This window comes from Arthrobacter sp. SDTb3-6, from assembly GCF_013376095.1.
Taxonomy (GTDB): domain Bacteria; phylum Actinomycetota; class Actinomycetes; order Actinomycetales; family Micrococcaceae; genus Specibacter.
Map to the genome: position 1 here is coordinate 77,175 of NZ_JAAMFN010000008.1, position 14,665 is coordinate 91,839.

General features: G+C 68.5%; 15 protein-coding genes. 5 read left to right on the plus strand and 10 right to left on the minus strand.

Features of this window, described 5'->3' with window-relative positions; translation table 11 throughout:
• Positions 1-12 precede the first annotated feature (12 nt).
• Complete coding sequence (locus tag G6035_RS06120) at positions 13-282, minus strand: WXG100 family type VII secretion target (RefSeq protein ID WP_176615571.1); 270 nt, start codon at positions 280-282, stop codon at positions 13-15.
• Positions 283-1,011: 729 nt separating this feature from the next.
• Between G6035_RS06120 and G6035_RS06125 the strand changes: the two genes are divergently transcribed.
• Complete coding sequence (locus tag G6035_RS06125; protein ID WP_176616192.1) at positions 1,012-2,859, plus strand: hypothetical protein; 1,848 nt, start codon at positions 1,012-1,014, stop codon at positions 2,857-2,859.
• Positions 2,860-3,134: 275 nt separating this feature from the next.
• Entirely contained in the window at positions 3,135-3,680 is a 546-nt protein-coding gene (gene idi / locus G6035_RS06130; RefSeq protein ID WP_176616193.1) for an isopentenyl-diphosphate Delta-isomerase, read from the plus strand.
• A 39-nt stretch (positions 3,681-3,719) separates the two neighbouring features.
• Here the strand turns inward: idi and G6035_RS06135 are convergent, their stop codons facing one another.
• From G6035_RS06135 to G6035_RS06150, 4 genes are read right to left on the minus strand one after another with little or no spacing between them, the layout of a single operon-like run.
• A complete protein-coding gene (locus tag G6035_RS06135) occupies positions 3,720-4,538 on the minus strand; it encodes an SDR family NAD(P)-dependent oxidoreductase (protein ID WP_176616194.1) in 819 nt (272 codons plus the stop codon).
• Between the two features lie 41 nt (positions 4,539-4,579).
• The gene (locus G6035_RS06140) at positions 4,580-5,281 is read right to left on the minus strand and encodes a hypothetical protein (protein ID WP_176616195.1); all 702 of its coding nucleotides are present in this window, start codon (positions 5,279-5,281) and stop codon (positions 4,580-4,582) included.
• Between the two features lie 32 nt (positions 5,282-5,313).
• Entirely contained in the window at positions 5,314-5,514 is a 201-nt protein-coding gene (locus G6035_RS06145; RefSeq protein WP_176616196.1) for a DUF6186 family protein, read from the minus strand.
• Positions 5,511-6,263, minus strand: a complete 753-nt coding sequence (locus G6035_RS06150) for a hypothetical protein (protein ID WP_176616197.1) — start codon at positions 6,261-6,263, stop codon at positions 5,511-5,513. The genes G6035_RS06145 and G6035_RS06150 overlap by 4 nt, the downstream gene beginning before the upstream one ends.
• 196 nt (positions 6,264-6,459) lie before the next feature.
• On the opposite strand from G6035_RS06150, the gene G6035_RS06155 reads away from it, so the two are divergent.
• Entirely contained in the window at positions 6,460-7,029 is a 570-nt protein-coding gene (locus G6035_RS06155; RefSeq protein WP_176616198.1) for an NADPH-dependent FMN reductase, read from the plus strand.
• Here the strand turns inward: G6035_RS06155 and G6035_RS06160 are convergent.
• Positions 7,019-7,729, minus strand: a complete 711-nt coding sequence (locus G6035_RS06160) for a FadR/GntR family transcriptional regulator (RefSeq protein ID WP_176616199.1) — start codon at positions 7,727-7,729, stop codon at positions 7,019-7,021. The genes G6035_RS06155 and G6035_RS06160 overlap by 11 nt on opposite strands.
• 159 nt (positions 7,730-7,888) lie before the next feature.
• Between G6035_RS06160 and G6035_RS06165 the strand changes: the two genes are divergently transcribed.
• Together G6035_RS06165 and G6035_RS06170 are read left to right on the plus strand one after the other, a co-directional pair.
• Complete coding sequence (locus tag G6035_RS06165) at positions 7,889-9,352, plus strand: four-carbon acid sugar kinase family protein (protein WP_176616200.1); 1,464 nt, start codon at positions 7,889-7,891, stop codon at positions 9,350-9,352.
• Positions 9,353-9,376: 24 nt separating this feature from the next.
• Positions 9,377-10,279, plus strand: coding sequence for an NAD(P)-dependent oxidoreductase (locus tag G6035_RS06170; RefSeq protein ID WP_176616201.1), 903 nt, complete (start codon positions 9,377-9,379; stop codon positions 10,277-10,279).
• Between the two features lie 257 nt (positions 10,280-10,536).
• Here the strand turns inward: G6035_RS06170 and G6035_RS06175 are convergent, their stop codons facing one another.
• From G6035_RS06175 to G6035_RS06190, 4 genes are all read right to left on the minus strand, one after another.
• Positions 10,537-11,328, minus strand: a complete 792-nt coding sequence (locus G6035_RS06175) for a triose-phosphate isomerase family protein (protein ID WP_176616202.1) — start codon at positions 11,326-11,328, stop codon at positions 10,537-10,539.
• A 17-nt stretch (positions 11,329-11,345) separates the two neighbouring features.
• Positions 11,346-12,695 (minus strand): MFS transporter, encoded by a 1,350-nt coding sequence (locus G6035_RS06180; protein WP_176616203.1) that lies wholly within the window; start codon positions 12,693-12,695, stop codon positions 11,346-11,348.
• Between the two features lie 177 nt (positions 12,696-12,872).
• On the minus strand, positions 12,873-13,652 hold the full coding sequence (locus tag G6035_RS06185) for an SDR family NAD(P)-dependent oxidoreductase (protein WP_176616204.1): 780 nt from the start codon (positions 13,650-13,652) through the stop codon (positions 12,873-12,875).
• A 33-nt stretch (positions 13,653-13,685) separates the two neighbouring features.
• Positions 13,686-14,663, minus strand: coding sequence for a 3-hydroxyacyl-CoA dehydrogenase family protein (locus G6035_RS06190; RefSeq protein ID WP_176616205.1), 978 nt, complete (start codon positions 14,661-14,663; stop codon positions 13,686-13,688).
• Positions 14,664-14,665 lie beyond the last annotated feature (2 nt).

A 14,665-nucleotide genomic window follows, 5' to 3' on the forward strand; every position in this document is an offset into this window, starting at 1 on the left:
CCACCGCTCGTATCAGTGTGCGGAGGTCTGGATCTGCTGCTGGCGCTGCTTGTTCACATTCTGCTGCACTTCCTGCAGGCTGTGGGCCACCTTGGTCAGCTGCGTCTTGTACGTCGGCCAGTCCGTGTGCTTGAACCGGTCAGCATCCGGACCCTGCCACTGCACGGAATTCGCCTTGCCATCCAGCGAACTGGTCAGCTGCTGGATCTGGTCCACCGCATGCCCCAGCTTGCCCGCCAGGTCCGCCATGTCCTCCGGGTTGTTACCAATCAAACCAGCCACAATGCACATCCTATTCGTTCAGTGTTCTTCGGTTCAGCTCCCCGTGCGTCGGTGGAGCCGTTGCTAAAAAACTATCGCGGCCCGTCCGCCGGCGTCGATGGGGCCCGCTCCCCATGCAGGACTCCCCATGCACACGTACCCATGGCACCGCACGAACGGCGCCCGGAAACCCGAACGGAACGGACGGTGCCGAACACCGGGGCTGCACCCGGCGCCACCGGGGTTACGCCCGGCATGGCAGCCGCGTAGGGTGAATGAATCAAGGTTGCCGACGCACCTGATAACGGGCTCTGATGCGGCAGCCTCCCGTCAGGAAGGACCTGTAGTCATGGACCAGAACAGCACTTCATCGATTCCGGACCCCGAACCGTCCAGGCCAGGCGAACCCGGGCCCTGGGTGCCTCCCATGCCGCCCGACCCGACGATGCCGCCCGACCCGACGCAGCCCCCGGACCCCACCCGGCCGCCGGACCCCACCCGGCCACCGGACCCTGCCGAGCCCCCTCCCCCGCCGTTCCCGCCGGACCCTCTGGACCCGCCCCATCCGGATGCGCCCAGGCCTCCCCTGCCGCCGGCCCCGCCGTTCGGCACGCCGGGAAGGGTCGTTTAAGATCCTGGCAGGGATCACGGTCACCGCGGCAACGCGCCCCACCGCTACCACGGAGCCGCACCACGGTAATGTGGCTGACACGGCGGCGAGGCCGGTGGACTGCGGCGAAGGGAGGCGACATGCCTGCACGGAAAAAGCAGCGCAGGCATGGCCCGGCCACCGTCCCCGAAACACCCGCCAGCCGCGCACCCGTCCACCACCTGCCCGGCGCCGCCGTGGCCGAACTGCTGGCCAGTCCAACACGGACCAGGCCCGCCGTCGTCGTCAGTTTCACAGCCGGCACCGGCAGCCACCGGATCAACGCCGCCGCCCTGGCAGCACTCCTGGACGGCGAGGCTGACGTGTTCGAGTTGGAAAACGGCAGTGAAACGCGCCGGCTGCAGGACGGACTGCCCCCGGGCCTGGAGATTTACGGTTCCGGTGCACGGGCCTACCCGGCGGGGCCCGACTGGCCGGAAACAACGCCTGAACCGCGGCTGGTCCACCGCCTCACCAACCTGTCACGGCTGATGGAGGCCCTGGCCGCGGACGTCCGTTCGGGCGCCCGGCGCACCCAATCCGCAGCACCCCCGCCCCCGAAACCCGCACCAACCACGGCCACCGGCACGGTGGGCGGGTTCACCGGCGAAGACAACAGCCGCGCGCTGGTCAGGCTGGCCACCACGGGCCGGCAGGTCACCATCCGTGCCGAGGACCTGCTGCCCGGCGTGCCGTTGGACTGGCTGCTCACGCGGGGCCAGCAGGTCACCGGGCTCCTCGATGCGGAGGCCCGCACGCTGGACATCCACGCCCTGCTGCAGCGGCCGGCCTCTCCCGTCACGGTGTACCGCCCCGGCGACGTTGCCCTGGCCCGGGTCAAGGCGGCCTACGCCGGGCACGCCGTGGTGACCCTGTGGCCCGACGCCGACTTCCGGATCGGCATCGCCCGGATCTCCTCCAACGAGCTCGACGCCGCGGAGGACCTGCTCACCGAAGGGGAAGTGGTGCGCGTCCGGGTGCTCTACGAAAACGGCGCCGTGGTGCTGTCCATGCTGGACGTGGACGACGACGACCCCCACGTCCCGGCCCCATCCCTCGTTGCGGGCGGGCCGCCCTGGCTCGACCCGGACCGGCCGTACACCAGTATTTTTGCCCCTCCCGGCGCTGCCGCGGCCGCCGGAACGCATGCCGGGGCACCCGGCGGGGCCGGCGAAACGGGAGACGGGCACGCACGCCCGGCGGCCGGCGTCGGCCCTCCCGGGGAGGGGTCCGCACTTACGGCCTCGGAGCGGCGCACGGCCCTGAAATCGACACAGATGGAGCTGGAGGCCGCACGGCACACCATCGCCGAGCTCTCTGCGGATGCCACGAAGAGGGGCGCGACGGACAAGCTCGCCAGGATGTGGCAGGACCGCTATGACGACGAACGCCGCCGGGCCGACCACGAGGCCCGGCTCCGCAGCGACGTCATCCGGCAGCTCGAGTCCCTGAAAGCCGAGCTGGCCAAGACGAAGACCCAGCTGGTAGGGGCGAAGAAGTTGCGGAGGTCGGCCTCCTCCAAGTCGGAACCCGAGCCGCCGGACCTGTTCGGCGAACCCGTGGAGCAGTTCCGCTTTGACCTCTACACGGAATGGGCGCGGACGGTTCCCGCCGTGGACAAGGACCGTGAGCCGCTGGGCGCGTACTCCGTGGGACCCTACTTTTTGGAGTCGCTTGCGGCATTGCCGGCGCCGCAGCGGACCAAGGCCCTGCGGGCGGTGGTGGACCTGGTGGCCAACCGCGAGGGGCCGCTGCGCAACCGGAAGCCGCATGTCCTGCGCGAAAACGAGGGCGCCCATGCACCGGCCCGCATGCGCGGGGAGGATGTGTGCTGGCGGCTGTACGTGGAGCAGGGCACGGCCGCTGCGCTGCGGCTGCACTACTGGAAGCTGAAGTCCGGCGGCTTCGAGCTCCACGAAGTTGTGCCGCACGACGCCGTGAAGCCTTAACGCCTGTCCGTGCCTATCCGGTTTGTTGAGGGCTCGGACCGGAATCGTTGCCGGCACGGGGTGGCCGGTGGCCTCTGCGGCCACAGGGGAATTCGATGGTTCAGCAAATGCGGGTTGGCGGCCCCACAGCACGCTTTATCTGCACCGCCGAATTTTGAAATCGGTTCCGGGGGACTTCTTCGCTGAAAGCAGCCGCCCCGGACCGGCGTGCAGGGTGCCCCACCCCGCCGGCAAGCCATAAGCTGGTGGGACACCGTCGGAAAGGACGCCCTGCCATGTCTTCACCCCTTGAACTGGTCCGGCTGCTGGACGACGACGGCTCCGAGATCGGCACGGCGGACAAGTCGCTGGTGCACGGCGACAACACCCCGCTGCACCTGGCCTTCTCCTGCCACCTGATGGACGGCACCGGGCGGACCCTGCTCACCCGCCGGGCGCTCTCGAAGCTGACCTGGCCCGGGGTCTGGACGAACTCGTTTTGCGGGCACCCGGCCCCCGGCGAAACGCTGGAGGACGCTGTGCGGCGGCGGGCCGGCGTCGAACTCAACCTTGAGGTCACCGACATCCGCCTGGCCCTGCCGCACTTCCGCTACCGGGCCGTGGATGCCTCGGGCATTGTGGAAAACGAGATCTGCCCCGTCTTTACCGCCGTCTACACAGGCGACGGCGGGCTCTCACCCAATCGCGATGAGGTGTGCGACTGGTCGTGGGCGGACGTCGGGGATGTGGCGGAGGCGGTGGAGGCCGTGCCGTTCGTGTTCAGCCCGTGGCTGGTGCGCCAGCTCGCGGACGGGATCTACGACGGCGTTCTGCCCGGCTGAGCTGTTGCCGCCAGCCCAGCTTCCGGGACAGCGCGGCGGTCAGCCGGCCACCATCGCAGCGCTTTGCTCCCACAAGCCCAGGGCCAGGTCCGCGCGGTAGGCCAGCGGGTTGGCCCGGGCCACCTTGCGCCGGGAGAAGAACTCGCCGGGCGTCCAGTCCTCGCCCGGGACGGAGGTGGCCAGCCAGACCAGCGTGTCCGCTCCCTGCGCGGGCGAGAGCATGAAGCGCCGGGCCAGGCTGCCATACGCCAGCTTGGTCACACCATTCGATTCCGCCGAGAATCCGCTCGCCACCACGCCTGGGTGGAAGGCCGCGGCGGAAATGCCATGGTCGCCGTAGCGGCGCTGCAGTTCACGGGTGAAGAGGATGTTGGCCAGTTTGGCGTTGCCGTAGGCGGCGTTCGCCGAGTATTTTTTCGCCGCGTCAAGGTCGTTGATGTCAAACTTCGCCATGAACCGGTTGGCCATGCTGGAGGTGTTGATGACGGTGGCCCTGCTCGCGACAAGCTGCTCGACCAGCAGCGTGGTCAGCAGGAAGGGGGCCAGGTGGTTGACCTGGAACGTCTTCTCGTGTCCGTCCTTGGTCACCTCGCGGCCGGCCATGATGCCCCCGGCGTTGTTGGCCAGCACGTCGATGCGCGGGTACTTTTCTGCCAGCCCGGCCGCCAGTTCCCGCACCTGGCCCAAATCGGTGAAGTCCGTGATGAAGCTGTCCGCCTCCAGCTCGTCGGCAATGGCCTTCGTCTTGTGCGGCGACCGGCCCACCACCACCAGCTGGTCCCCTGGATACGCCAGCATCTTCGCGGCGGCCGCACCAATGCCGTCGCTTGCCCCGGTGATTACGATTGTGCGTGCCATGGCCCGTCCTTAGAAAGATGCTTCAGCATACCGCCGGGGAGTCAGTTGGAGCGGTTGATCATGCGGGCCACTTTTTGTTCGAGCGCCGCCAGCGTCACGTCCGGCAGCACGATGATCCCGTCCAGTTCCTTGCGGGCCCGCTTGAAGGCCGACTGCCGCTCGGCCGGGCTGGCAGCCTCATTCTCGGCAAGGTTCACGAGCTTGCGCGCCGTGCCCAGGCGTTGGCGCTCCGGCTCGCTGTACGCGGTGTCCTTGATGCGCCGGGCTTCCTTTTCCGCCACGTCGAAAGCCACATCGTAGGCGTTGACGGCGTTGCGGTAGTCGTCCCACCGGGTCTTGGCGGTGACCTCGGCCGCGGCCACGGGGCGGAGCGCATCGGCGTCGCGCTTGGCCCGCAGGAACGCCACGGTGAGGGGTTCGCGGACGTCGGTCATCATGGGGAAGTCGATCAGCTTGCCCACATCGAGCTCGTAGTCGAGCCAGCGGCGGTTGACGGCGTCGTGGGCGTCCATGACCTTGGCGACGTCGGCCTCGGTGAAGGCCTCCGGGTCCTTGGCGAGCGTGACCTGCGGAAGCGGTGGCAGCGCGGCGGCCTCGGGGTGTTTGAGCCTGTACATTTCCATGCGCCGCTCGTGGCGTCGGTCGGAAGCCTTCGACACGGCCCGGCCCCAGCCGCCCACGATGCCTGCCAGGGGGAACGCCAGCCACCAGAAGTTGCCCACGAAGTGCCAAAAATCCTGCATGCCCCCATCGTCCCACCCGCCACAGCTGCGGGCTAATCCCCCACGAGGAAATGCCAGCCCAGCCACCACACGAACAGCAGCAGCGTGATGCGCGCGGCCCGTGTCGCAAACACCCGTCCCAGCAGCTCCCCCAGGCCGGCGAGCGCCGCCGGCCGCACGCGCGAGACCACCACCAGCGTGATCCCCGCCAGCGGCACCAGCGCGTACCCCGCCACCACCAGCACGTAAATCATGGCCGCCGCCCCACCCGCACCAGCGCGCCGCACGCCACCAGCCACAGCCCGGTCATGAACCAGCGGCTGGAATCGCCGTCGAACAACGGTTGCAGCAGGTCCGTCAGGGGCGGAAACACGGCCGTGTCCGCCGGGGCAAACCGGTCGATGAAGTAGGTGCCCATTTCCCACACACACAGCAGAAGTACGACGGCGCCCCACCAGCAGGCGGCCCGCCTCACCCGGGGTGCGGGGTGCCCGGGCGCCGCGGGATTTCCAGGCGCAGCCCCGGGGGTCCGGGGCGGGTCGGGCCAGGCCACAAGAAGCATGGCGGCCCCGACGAGCCCCACAACCGCGGGTATGCCCGTGCTGTTTTCCGGGGCTAGGACCACCACGGCCAGTGACAGCGCCCCGACGGCAGCGGCCACCGCTGGCCAGAACCAGCGCGGCAGCAGCCGTACTGCGGGCTCCCCCGCCGGGTGCTGCCGGCCGTGCGGGGTGTGCCGGCCGTGCCGGGTGATCCTGGAGTGCCGCACGGATGTGTCGACCGCCAGGGCAACCCCTGCGGCGAGGAAGATCGCTGCGTCGACGGGCACCCCGCGGTACAGGTGGAACGCGCCGGTGATGAACAGGATGGCCACCCAGGGCAGCGACAGCCACGGCGACGGACGGGCCGCCGTGCCGGGCACGGGTTGCGCCGCGCCGGCGGGGCCCACACCGTCCGGGCGCCCGGCGCCTGCGGACCTGCCCTTGTGCACGCTTCCAGCCATGTTCCCAGTCCACCACCAGCGCGCTCCCAGCGCCAGCGACAGGCGGGATGGTGGCGGGGCCGGGCACCCGGCGTCGTACGCCCCGGCGCAGCTCCCGCTACACGCCGCGGACCGGGCGGCGGACCGTGGACGCCGCAGCCATCGCAGGCTTAGGGTGGGACCGGCAGCTTCAGTCAAGCCTCGAAGGAGTACCAACATGAGCTACAAAGTGGGAGTTTTTGTCGGCAGCCTGGCCTCGGAGTCCATCAACCGCAAGCTGGCACGTGCCCTGCTCAAGCTTGCACCGCCCGAGCTTGAACTGGTGGAGATCCCCATCGGCGACCTCCCCTTGTACAACCGCGACTACGACGCCGACTATCCCCCGGCCGGGCGAGCGTTCAAGGAAGCGGTGGCTGCCGTCGACGCCCTGATCTTTGTGACACCGGAATACAACCGCAGTGTGCCCGGCGTGCTCAAGAACGCCATCGACTGGGGTTCGCGGCCCTGGGGCACCAATTCCTTCGCGAAGAAGCCCTCCGCCGTGACCGGCACCTCGCCGGGCCTGATCAGCACGGCCGTGGCCCAGCAGCACCTGCGCAGCATCCTCTCCTTCGTCAACTCACCCGAGCTGGCCAACCCGGAGTGCTACATCCACTTCACCGAGGGGCTCATCGACAGCGACGGCAACGTCTCGGAACCGTCCACGGAGGAGTTCCTGCGCACCTGGATGCAGGAATTCCACCTGTTCATCGCCAAGGTGGTGGGTGCGCAGAACATCACGATTTAGGTGCCTGCAGGACATAGCCCTTCAGATCATCCAAGGTCTGCACCATGTGATTGTCCATGGCCACGCGGGCCGGTTCCGGCCGGCCCGCGGTAAGCGCCGCGAGGATGGCCGCGTGCATGGCAATCGCGTTTGCCTGGATCTCCGGGACCCGCGACGTTTCGGCACGGCGGTTTTCCAGGATGCGGTGCAGCGGCTCGAAAAGCACCGACACGAAGATGTTGCCCGAGGCGTGCAGGATGATGTCGTGAAAGGCCAGGTCCGATTCCACAAAGGCGGGCACGTCGTTGGCCGCGTGGGCCGTCCGCATCCGTTCCAGCTCGCCGGCCAGCCGTTTGAGGTCGTCCCCGGAGATGCGGGTGGCCGCCAGTTCACAGGCGCCCGTCTCCAGCATGCGCCGCAGTTCGATGAGCTGGATGGCCACGGCGGCGTCATCCCTGCCTTCGGAGACGGCCCGGAGCACGGCATGCAATGACCCCCAGGTGCCCAGCGGGTTGACGAACGTCCCCCGGCCCCGTTCCACCCGGAGAATGCGCTGGGCCTCGAGCGTCTTCATTGCCTCCCGCACGGTCATCCGGCTCACCTCGTGCTGCGCGCCCAGTTCCAGCTCGCCCGGCACCAGCGAGCCGGGCGGGAATTCACCGGCCACAATCCGGTCCAGCAAATCATCCGCCACCACCTCGGTCAGCGACTTGCGTGCCATGCCATCCCCTTCCCCGGGTCCTTCAGGCTTTAGTTTAAGGTCCGGCACCACTGCCGCCGGGGCCCGCTTGCACATCCGCTGTGCCCCGTGCCACAATAACACTCGAATGTTAGATGTCAGACATCTTACAAAATGCAGACCACAAAGAGGTGTGAAGAAATGGTCCTTGAATCCGAGCTGCTGGGCGCGTACCCCGCCGAGGTCAGCGTCCCGGCCGGCCTGGTGGCTGCCGGGGCCGCCGCGTCCAACCGGGTGCTGATCGTGCTCGACGACGACCCCACCGGAACACAGTCCGTGGCCGGGCTGCCGGTGCTGACGCGCTGGGACGTGGCGGACTTTGACTGGGTGTTCAGGCACCTGATCGACGGCGCCGCCGCCAAGGCCGTCTACGTCCTGACCAACACCCGCAGCCTGGACCCCGCCGAGGCCCGCGAGCGGAACCGGCAGGTCGTGGTCAATGCGCTGGCCGCAGCCCGCACGGCCGGAGTGTCCGTGGGATTCACCAGCCGCAGCGATTCCACCCTTCGCGGGCACTTCCCCCTGGAACCGGACACGATTGCCGAAACCCTCGCCGCGGAAGGCGGCGGCGAGGTGGACGGGGTGGTCATTGTCCCGGCGTTCCCCGACGCCGGCCGCATCACGGTTGGGGGCGTCCACTACACCCGAGGCCAGGCGGGGACACTGGTCCCGGTGGCCGAGACCGAATTCGCCCGGGACGCCACCTTCGGCTTCACCCATTCCGCCCTGGCGGACTATGTGGAGGAGAAATCCGGCGGCCGCATCCCCGCCTCCCGCGTCACCACCGTGGACCTCACGCTGATCCGGCGCGGCACCCCGGAAGCAGGCGCCACCGCGATCGCCGATGCCCTGGACGCCGCCACCGGCGCCACACCCATCGTGGTGGACGCCGTCACCGAAAACGACCTGCGCGTCCTGGCCCTGGGCCTGGAGGAATCCGAACGCCGCGGCAAGTCGCTCGTGTACCGCGTGGGCCCGCCGTTCGTGCGCGCCCGGATCGGCCAGGAAATACGCGAACCCCTGTCCACTGCCGAGATCTTCCCTGCCGGCGGCGCCCCCGGCTCCGCACGCGGCGGGCTGATCGTGGTCGGCTCCCACGTCGGCGTCACCACCCGCCAGCTCAAGGCCCTGACGGATGCCCACCGTGCGGCATGCACCGTTGAGATCGATGTGGAAAGGCTGCTGGCCGACGGCGGCGGCACCCACGTCGCCGCCGTCGTCCGGGACATTGTGGCCGCCCTGGCGACGGGCGACGTCATCGTGCACACCAGCCGCCTGCTCATCACGGCCGACGACCCCGCGGCGAGCCTGCAGATTGCGCGCACCGTCTCGGCCGCCGTCGTCGAGGTGGTCAACCGCACGCTGCAGGCCACGCCCCCGCGCTTCGTCATCGCCAAGGGCGGCATCACGTCCTCGGACGTGGCGGCGCACGGGCTTCAAATCCGCCATGCCATTGTGCGCGGCCCCATGCTGCCGGGCATCGTGTCCCTGTGGGAACCGGTGGACGGGCCGGCCAAGGGCATCCCGTACATCGTGTTTGCCGGCAATGTGGGCGACGACCAGTCCCTGGCCGACGTTACGCGCAAGCTCAGCGCCACGTTCTGAATCCAGTCCCTGAAGGAGACCACCATGAATGCCAACTACACCGTCGCCGTCCTGGGCCTGGGTGCCATGGGCCTGCCCATGGCCACGCGCCTGGCCTCGCGGCTGTCCGTCCACGGCTATGACATTGCCGAACCGCGGCTCAAACTCGCCTCCGCGGCTGGGATTGCGACCTTTGGTTCCGCCCGCGCCGCCGCGCAGGGCGCTGATGCGCTCCTGCTGGCCGTGCGCAACGGCGAGCAGCTCAACGAGGTCCTCTTTGGCGATGCCGGCGTGGCGCCCGTCCTGGCCCGCGGATCGGTCGTCATCCTCACCAGCACCGTCGGCACCGAGGCCATCCCGGCCACGGTGGAGCGGCTGGCCGAATACGGCGTGGAACTGGTGGATGCACCGCTGTCCGGCGGGCCAGTCCGCGCCGGCGACGGCGATCTGCTGATCGTGGTGGGCGCCACGCCTTCGGCCCGGGAACAGGCGGCCCCGGTCCTGGACCTGTTGGCCTCCACGCTCTCGATCGTGGGCGACAACCCCGGCGACGGCCAGGCCCTGAAAACCGTCAACCAGCTGTTGTGCGGCGTCCACATTGCCGCAGCTGCCGAAGCCCTGGCCCTGGCCGACGCCCTGGGGCTTGATGCGGCCAAGACACTCTCCGCGCTCGAGGCCGGGGCGGCGGGCTCCTTCATGCTCTCCAACCGCGGCCCGCGCATCCTTCAGGCCTACGCCGACGGCGGCGCGGACGTGCTCAGCCGCCTGGACATCTTCGTCAAGGACATGGGAATTGTTGGCAAGGCGGCGCGTGCGGCCGGCCTCGCGGCGCCCGTGGCCGCCGCAGCCGAGCAGCTCTACCTGCTGGGCCAGGCCCAAGGCCTGGCCGCTGCGGACGATTCCGCCGTGATCAAGGTTGTTGCCCCGGCCCGGCGCCACGCCGGCTAACCATGGCAACAATTCTGCGCCGGACCCGCCGCGGGTTTGGCGCATAAGCCGGGGCCGCTTTCCTTATGCGCCGGACCCGCCGCGGGTTTCGCGCCAGTGGACAAGATGCGCCAAACCCGGGCCCGGTTCCGCGCATAAAGAAATTCGGGCGACCCTATGCGCAAAACCGGTGCGCGAAATTGGCGCATAAAGGCACCGCCCGACAGCCGTGTGCCGGGCCGCCGCTTACGCTGTGTGCCGGCAAGCCGCCTCGCCGCCTACGCCGGGCCGGCCTCCGCCAGCGCCTCGTCCAGCACGCGCCCCAGGTTGGCGGCATCGTGCGCGAACCGGCCCAGGAACAGGCCCGAGACGCCGTCCAGCTGCGGCAGCAGGCCCGGCTTGGCCGATCCCCCGTAAATGATGGGCAGCACCCCCGCACCATGCGGTTCCAGCCGCTGCCTGATGCCACGGACGACGGCGGTGACGTAGCCGGCATCTGCGGGCTCGGCCGCGCCGATGGCCCAGACCGGTTCGTAGGCCACCACAGTGGCACCCGCGTTGTCCCAGGACCCGCCGTCCGGCGGGCCGGCGAGGGCCGCCTCCAGCTGGCGGACCACAAAGTCCGCCGCCTCTGCGGGCGTGCCCCGGCGCTGCTCCCCCACGCACAGCAGCGGGGTGATCCCCGCGGACCTGGCCTGGCGCACCTTGGCCGCCACGACGGCGTCGTCCTCGCCAAAGTGGCGGCGTCGCTCGGCATGGCCCAGCTCCACCATCCCCACGCCCAGCTCCGCGAGCATGGAGGCGGAAACCTCGCCGGTCCAGGGGCCTTCGGCCGGGCTGCAGTTCTGGGCGCCCAGCACCGCCGCGGTTCCGGCCAGGATGTCCGCAGCTGCCGGCAGCACCGGGAAGGACGGGATCACAAACGGGAGCACCCGCCCGGCAGCAAGTGCCGGGCGGGCGTCCAGTTCGGCACGCACCTGCTCCAACCAGCGCAGGCTGGCCCGGTACCCCATGTACATCTTGGTGCTGACGCCGATGTATAGCTGCGGGGTGGTTCCGGTGTGTGTCATGTGGTGCAGTGTTCCGTTCAGTTGTCCAGCAGTTGGTCGGCCTTGTTCTTGAACCGGCAGGTGCCCCACATCATGAGGGCGGCAACGAACGGCAGCACGCCCAGTGCGTAGATGCCCATGGCACCGGACGCCGAGGAGAACGTTTCGTTGATGCTGGTGCGCAGGATCGGGGCGACGAATCCGCCGAGGTTTCCGAGGGAGTTGATCAGGCCGATGCCTGCGGCAGCAGCGGTGCCGGTGAGGAACGCCGTCGGGTAGGACCAGGCGATGGGGCCGATCGACAGGAAGCTGCAGACGGCCAGCGTGATGAAGATGATGCCCAGTGCCGGGAGCCCGTTGGCGCCGGCCCATGCCGAGCCGAAGATGCACAGGCCGGTGGAGACGAACAGCCACGTGCCCAGGACACGGCGGCGGATGACCGTGTGGGCGTACTTGCCGATGAAATAGCAGGCAAAGATGCCGAAGAACCACGGCACGGCGGCCAGCAGGCCCACTGCAAGGCCCACCTTCTGCCCTGTCAGCTGCGCCACCTGCTGCGGCAGGTAGAACGTGACGCCGTAGACGGCGATCTGCAGGCAGAAGTAGATGATGGTGAAGTACCAGACCTTGCCGTTGGCCATCGCCGCGAGGACGCCGGACGGGCCGGATTCCTTGCGGAGCACGTCCTCCTGGGCCATGGCCGCCGTCAGGGCGTCCTTCTCTTCCTGCGAGAGGAACTTGGCCTTGGCGGGGCCGTTGATGAGCAGGAAGAACGCAACAACGCCGGCGGCCACGGCAAGCATGCCCTCGATGAAGAACATGACCTGCCAGCCGTGCACGCCGGGAACCTTCTCACCGATGTTGAGCAGCCCGCCGGACAGCGGGGAACCGATGAGCTGGGAGAACGGCTGGGCCAGGTAGAAGATGGCGAACATCTTCACGCGGTGCTTGTTGGGGAACCATTCGGCCAGGTACATGATGATGCCGGGGAAGAGGCCGGCCTCGGTGACGCCGAGCAGGAAGCGCAGCGCGACGAAGGAGTTTTCGCCCTGGACGAAGGCAAAACAGGCGGAAACGATGCCCCAGGTGATGGCGATGCGGGCGAGCCAGATCTTGGCGCCGACCTTTTTAAGCATCAGGTTGCTGGGGATTTCAAAGATTGCGTAGCCGATGAAGAAGATGCCGGCGCCGAGCGCATAGGCGCCGGCGGAGATTCCCTTGTCGGTCTCCAGTGCCGCCTCGGCAAAGCCGACGTTGGTGCGGTCCATGAAGGCAACCACGTAGAGAATCACGAGCATGGGCATCAGGCGGAAAGTGGCCTTGCGGACGGCCGACTTGAGCGCCGGTGACTCCAACAACTCCTTGCTGGTGCTGGTCAGGTTGGTCATGCAGACTCCTCGTTGAGCGGTGGTGGTGCTTGGTCGAAGGTGGTGCTGAGGTCGGGTCTTAGCGCGGGTAGGCCATCAGGATGACGGCGCCGACGCAGGCGATGATGCCGACAAGCAGGTACAGCTTGCGGGCGGTGCTCCAGGCACCGGTGCTTTGGGGTTCCATGGTTTCCTCCTCTAGTGCATGTACAGCCCGCCATCCACGTTCAACGTCTGGCCCGAGGTGTACCCGGAGTCCTCGCCGATGAAGTAGTGGATGGCTGCGGCGATGTCGCGGGTGTTGCCAACACGGTTGACCACCAGGTCCTTGACCATGTCGTCCTTGCGTTCCTGGGTCAGCGTGCCGCCCATGATGTCGGTGTCGATGGGGCCGGGCGAGACGCAGTTGACGGTGATGTCATACGGGCCCAGTTCGCGGGCGGTGGCGCGGGTCAGGCCGATCACGCCGGCCTTCGCCACGGAATACGGCGTCTTGGAGAAGGTGCCGCCGCCGCGCTGGGCGGAGACGGAGGAGATGTTCACAATGCGCCCAAGCCGGTTCTTCACCATGGACTCGGCCACCCGGCGGGTGGCGTAGTGCACGCCGTTGAGGTTGATGCCCAGGACCCGGTTCCATTCGGCCGGTTCCAGCTCCAGGTAGTCGACGGGCGAGCTGACGCCGGCGATGTTGGCCAGCGCCACCACCTGCGGCAGTGCGGCCTCGATTTCGTCAATGGCCGAGCGGACCGAGGACTCCTCGGAGACGTTGGCACCCACCCCGTGCGCCTTGACCCCGTACGTGGCCGTCAATTCCGCGGCGACGGACTTGCAGGCGGCGTCGTCAAGGTCGATGACGCCGATGCTCCAGCCCCGCTTGGCCAGGTAGTTGGCAGTGGCGCGGCCGATGCCGCGTTCGGATACGGCCCCGGTGATGATGGCGGTGCGTTCGGCGGGGAATGCTGAAGTGGTTTCCGGCATGGATCTCTCCTGGTGGTTCGTGGGTAGGGGGAATTAGTGGATGGGTGCGGGGCCGAGGTCTTCGAGCAGCTGTTGCATGGCGACGTAGGCCTTGTTGCGGTAGGCGATCAGTTCCGGCGTCCGCTCAGCCGGGACGTTCAGGAAGCCGGCGCCCGTCTTGGTGCCCAGCTTGCCGGCGTTGACCAGGTCGCTGAGGATCTTGGGCGTGGCGAAGCGTTCCGGGAACCCGGTCTGCAGCGACTGGTAGCAGAAGTTGTAGACGTCCAGCCCGGCCATGTCCGCGATGGCGAACGGGCCGAAGAAGGGAAGCCGGAAGCCGAAGGTGGTCCGGACGAGGGTGTCGATGTCCTCCGCCGTGGCAATTTCCTGCTCCACCAGCTGGGCGGCCTCATGGAACAGGGCGTACTGGAGGCGGTTGAGGACAAAGCCGGTGACGTCCTTGACCACGGCCGTCTGCTTCCCGGAGGAGTGGACCAGCTCGCGGATGGCAGCGACGGTGCCGGCCGAGGTGCCGGCGTGCGGGATGACCTCCACCCCGGGAATGAAGGGTGACGGGTTGGAGAAGTGCACGCCCAGGAAGCGTTCCGGGTGCGCCACGGGGCCGGCCAGGTCGGCGATGGAGATGGTGGAGGTGTTGGAGCCGATCACGGCGTCCTGGCGGGCGGCGGCACTAATGCGTGCCAGGGTCTCGTGCTTGATGGCCAGGACCTCGGGCACGGCCTCCTCGATGAACTCGGCGCCGGCCACGGCCTCTTCAATGTTTTCTGCGGGCCAGAGGTTCTTGCGCAGGATCCCGGTGGAGCCGGCAGGGAACAGCCCGTCGGCCACGAACTGGTCCGATTCGGTGAGCAGGCGCTCGTAGTTCTTCTGCGCGACCTCGGCCGAGACGTCGGCCAGGGCCACCCGGGCACCGCCCAGGGCCAGGACCTGGGCGATGCCGCCGCCCATGTAGCCGGAGCCGACGACGGCGAAGTTTTTCTGGATGCCGGGCGTGGACGTTGTTTCAGTCATGG

Coding starts and splice junctions, on each gene's coding strand:
- G6035_RS06125 (WP_176616192.1), top strand. CDS start 1,012: ATGCCTGCACGGAAAAAGCAGCGCAGGCATGGCCCGGCCACCGTCCCC.
- idi (WP_176616193.1), top strand. CDS start 3,135: ATGTCTTCACCCCTTGAACTGGTCCGGCTGCTGGACGACGACGGCTCC.
- G6035_RS06135 (WP_176616194.1), bottom strand. CDS start 4,538: ATGGCACGCACAATCGTAATCACCGGGGCAAGCGACGGCATTGGTGCG.
- G6035_RS06140 (WP_176616195.1), bottom strand. CDS start 5,281: ATGCAGGATTTTTGGCACTTCGTGGGCAACTTCTGGTGGCTGGCGTTC.
- G6035_RS06145 (WP_176616196.1), bottom strand. CDS start 5,514: ATGATTTACGTGCTGGTGGTGGCGGGGTACGCGCTGGTGCCGCTGGCG.
- G6035_RS06150 (WP_176616197.1), bottom strand. CDS start 6,263: ATGGCTGGAAGCGTGCACAAGGGCAGGTCCGCAGGCGCCGGGCGCCCG.
- G6035_RS06155 (WP_176616198.1), top strand. CDS start 6,460: ATGAGCTACAAAGTGGGAGTTTTTGTCGGCAGCCTGGCCTCGGAGTCC.
- G6035_RS06160 (WP_176616199.1), bottom strand. CDS start 7,729: ATGGCACGCAAGTCGCTGACCGAGGTGGTGGCGGATGATTTGCTGGAC.
- G6035_RS06165 (WP_176616200.1), top strand. CDS start 7,889: ATGGTCCTTGAATCCGAGCTGCTGGGCGCGTACCCCGCCGAGGTCAGC.
- G6035_RS06170 (WP_176616201.1), top strand. CDS start 9,377: ATGAATGCCAACTACACCGTCGCCGTCCTGGGCCTGGGTGCCATGGGC.
- G6035_RS06175 (WP_176616202.1), bottom strand. CDS start 11,328: ATGACACACACCGGAACCACCCCGCAGCTATACATCGGCGTCAGCACC.
- G6035_RS06180 (WP_176616203.1), bottom strand. CDS start 12,695: ATGACCAACCTGACCAGCACCAGCAAGGAGTTGTTGGAGTCACCGGCG.
- G6035_RS06185 (WP_176616204.1), bottom strand. CDS start 13,652: ATGCCGGAAACCACTTCAGCATTCCCCGCCGAACGCACCGCCATCATC.
- G6035_RS06190 (WP_176616205.1), bottom strand. CDS start 14,663: ATGACTGAAACAACGTCCACGCCCGGCATCCAGAAAAACTTCGCCGTC.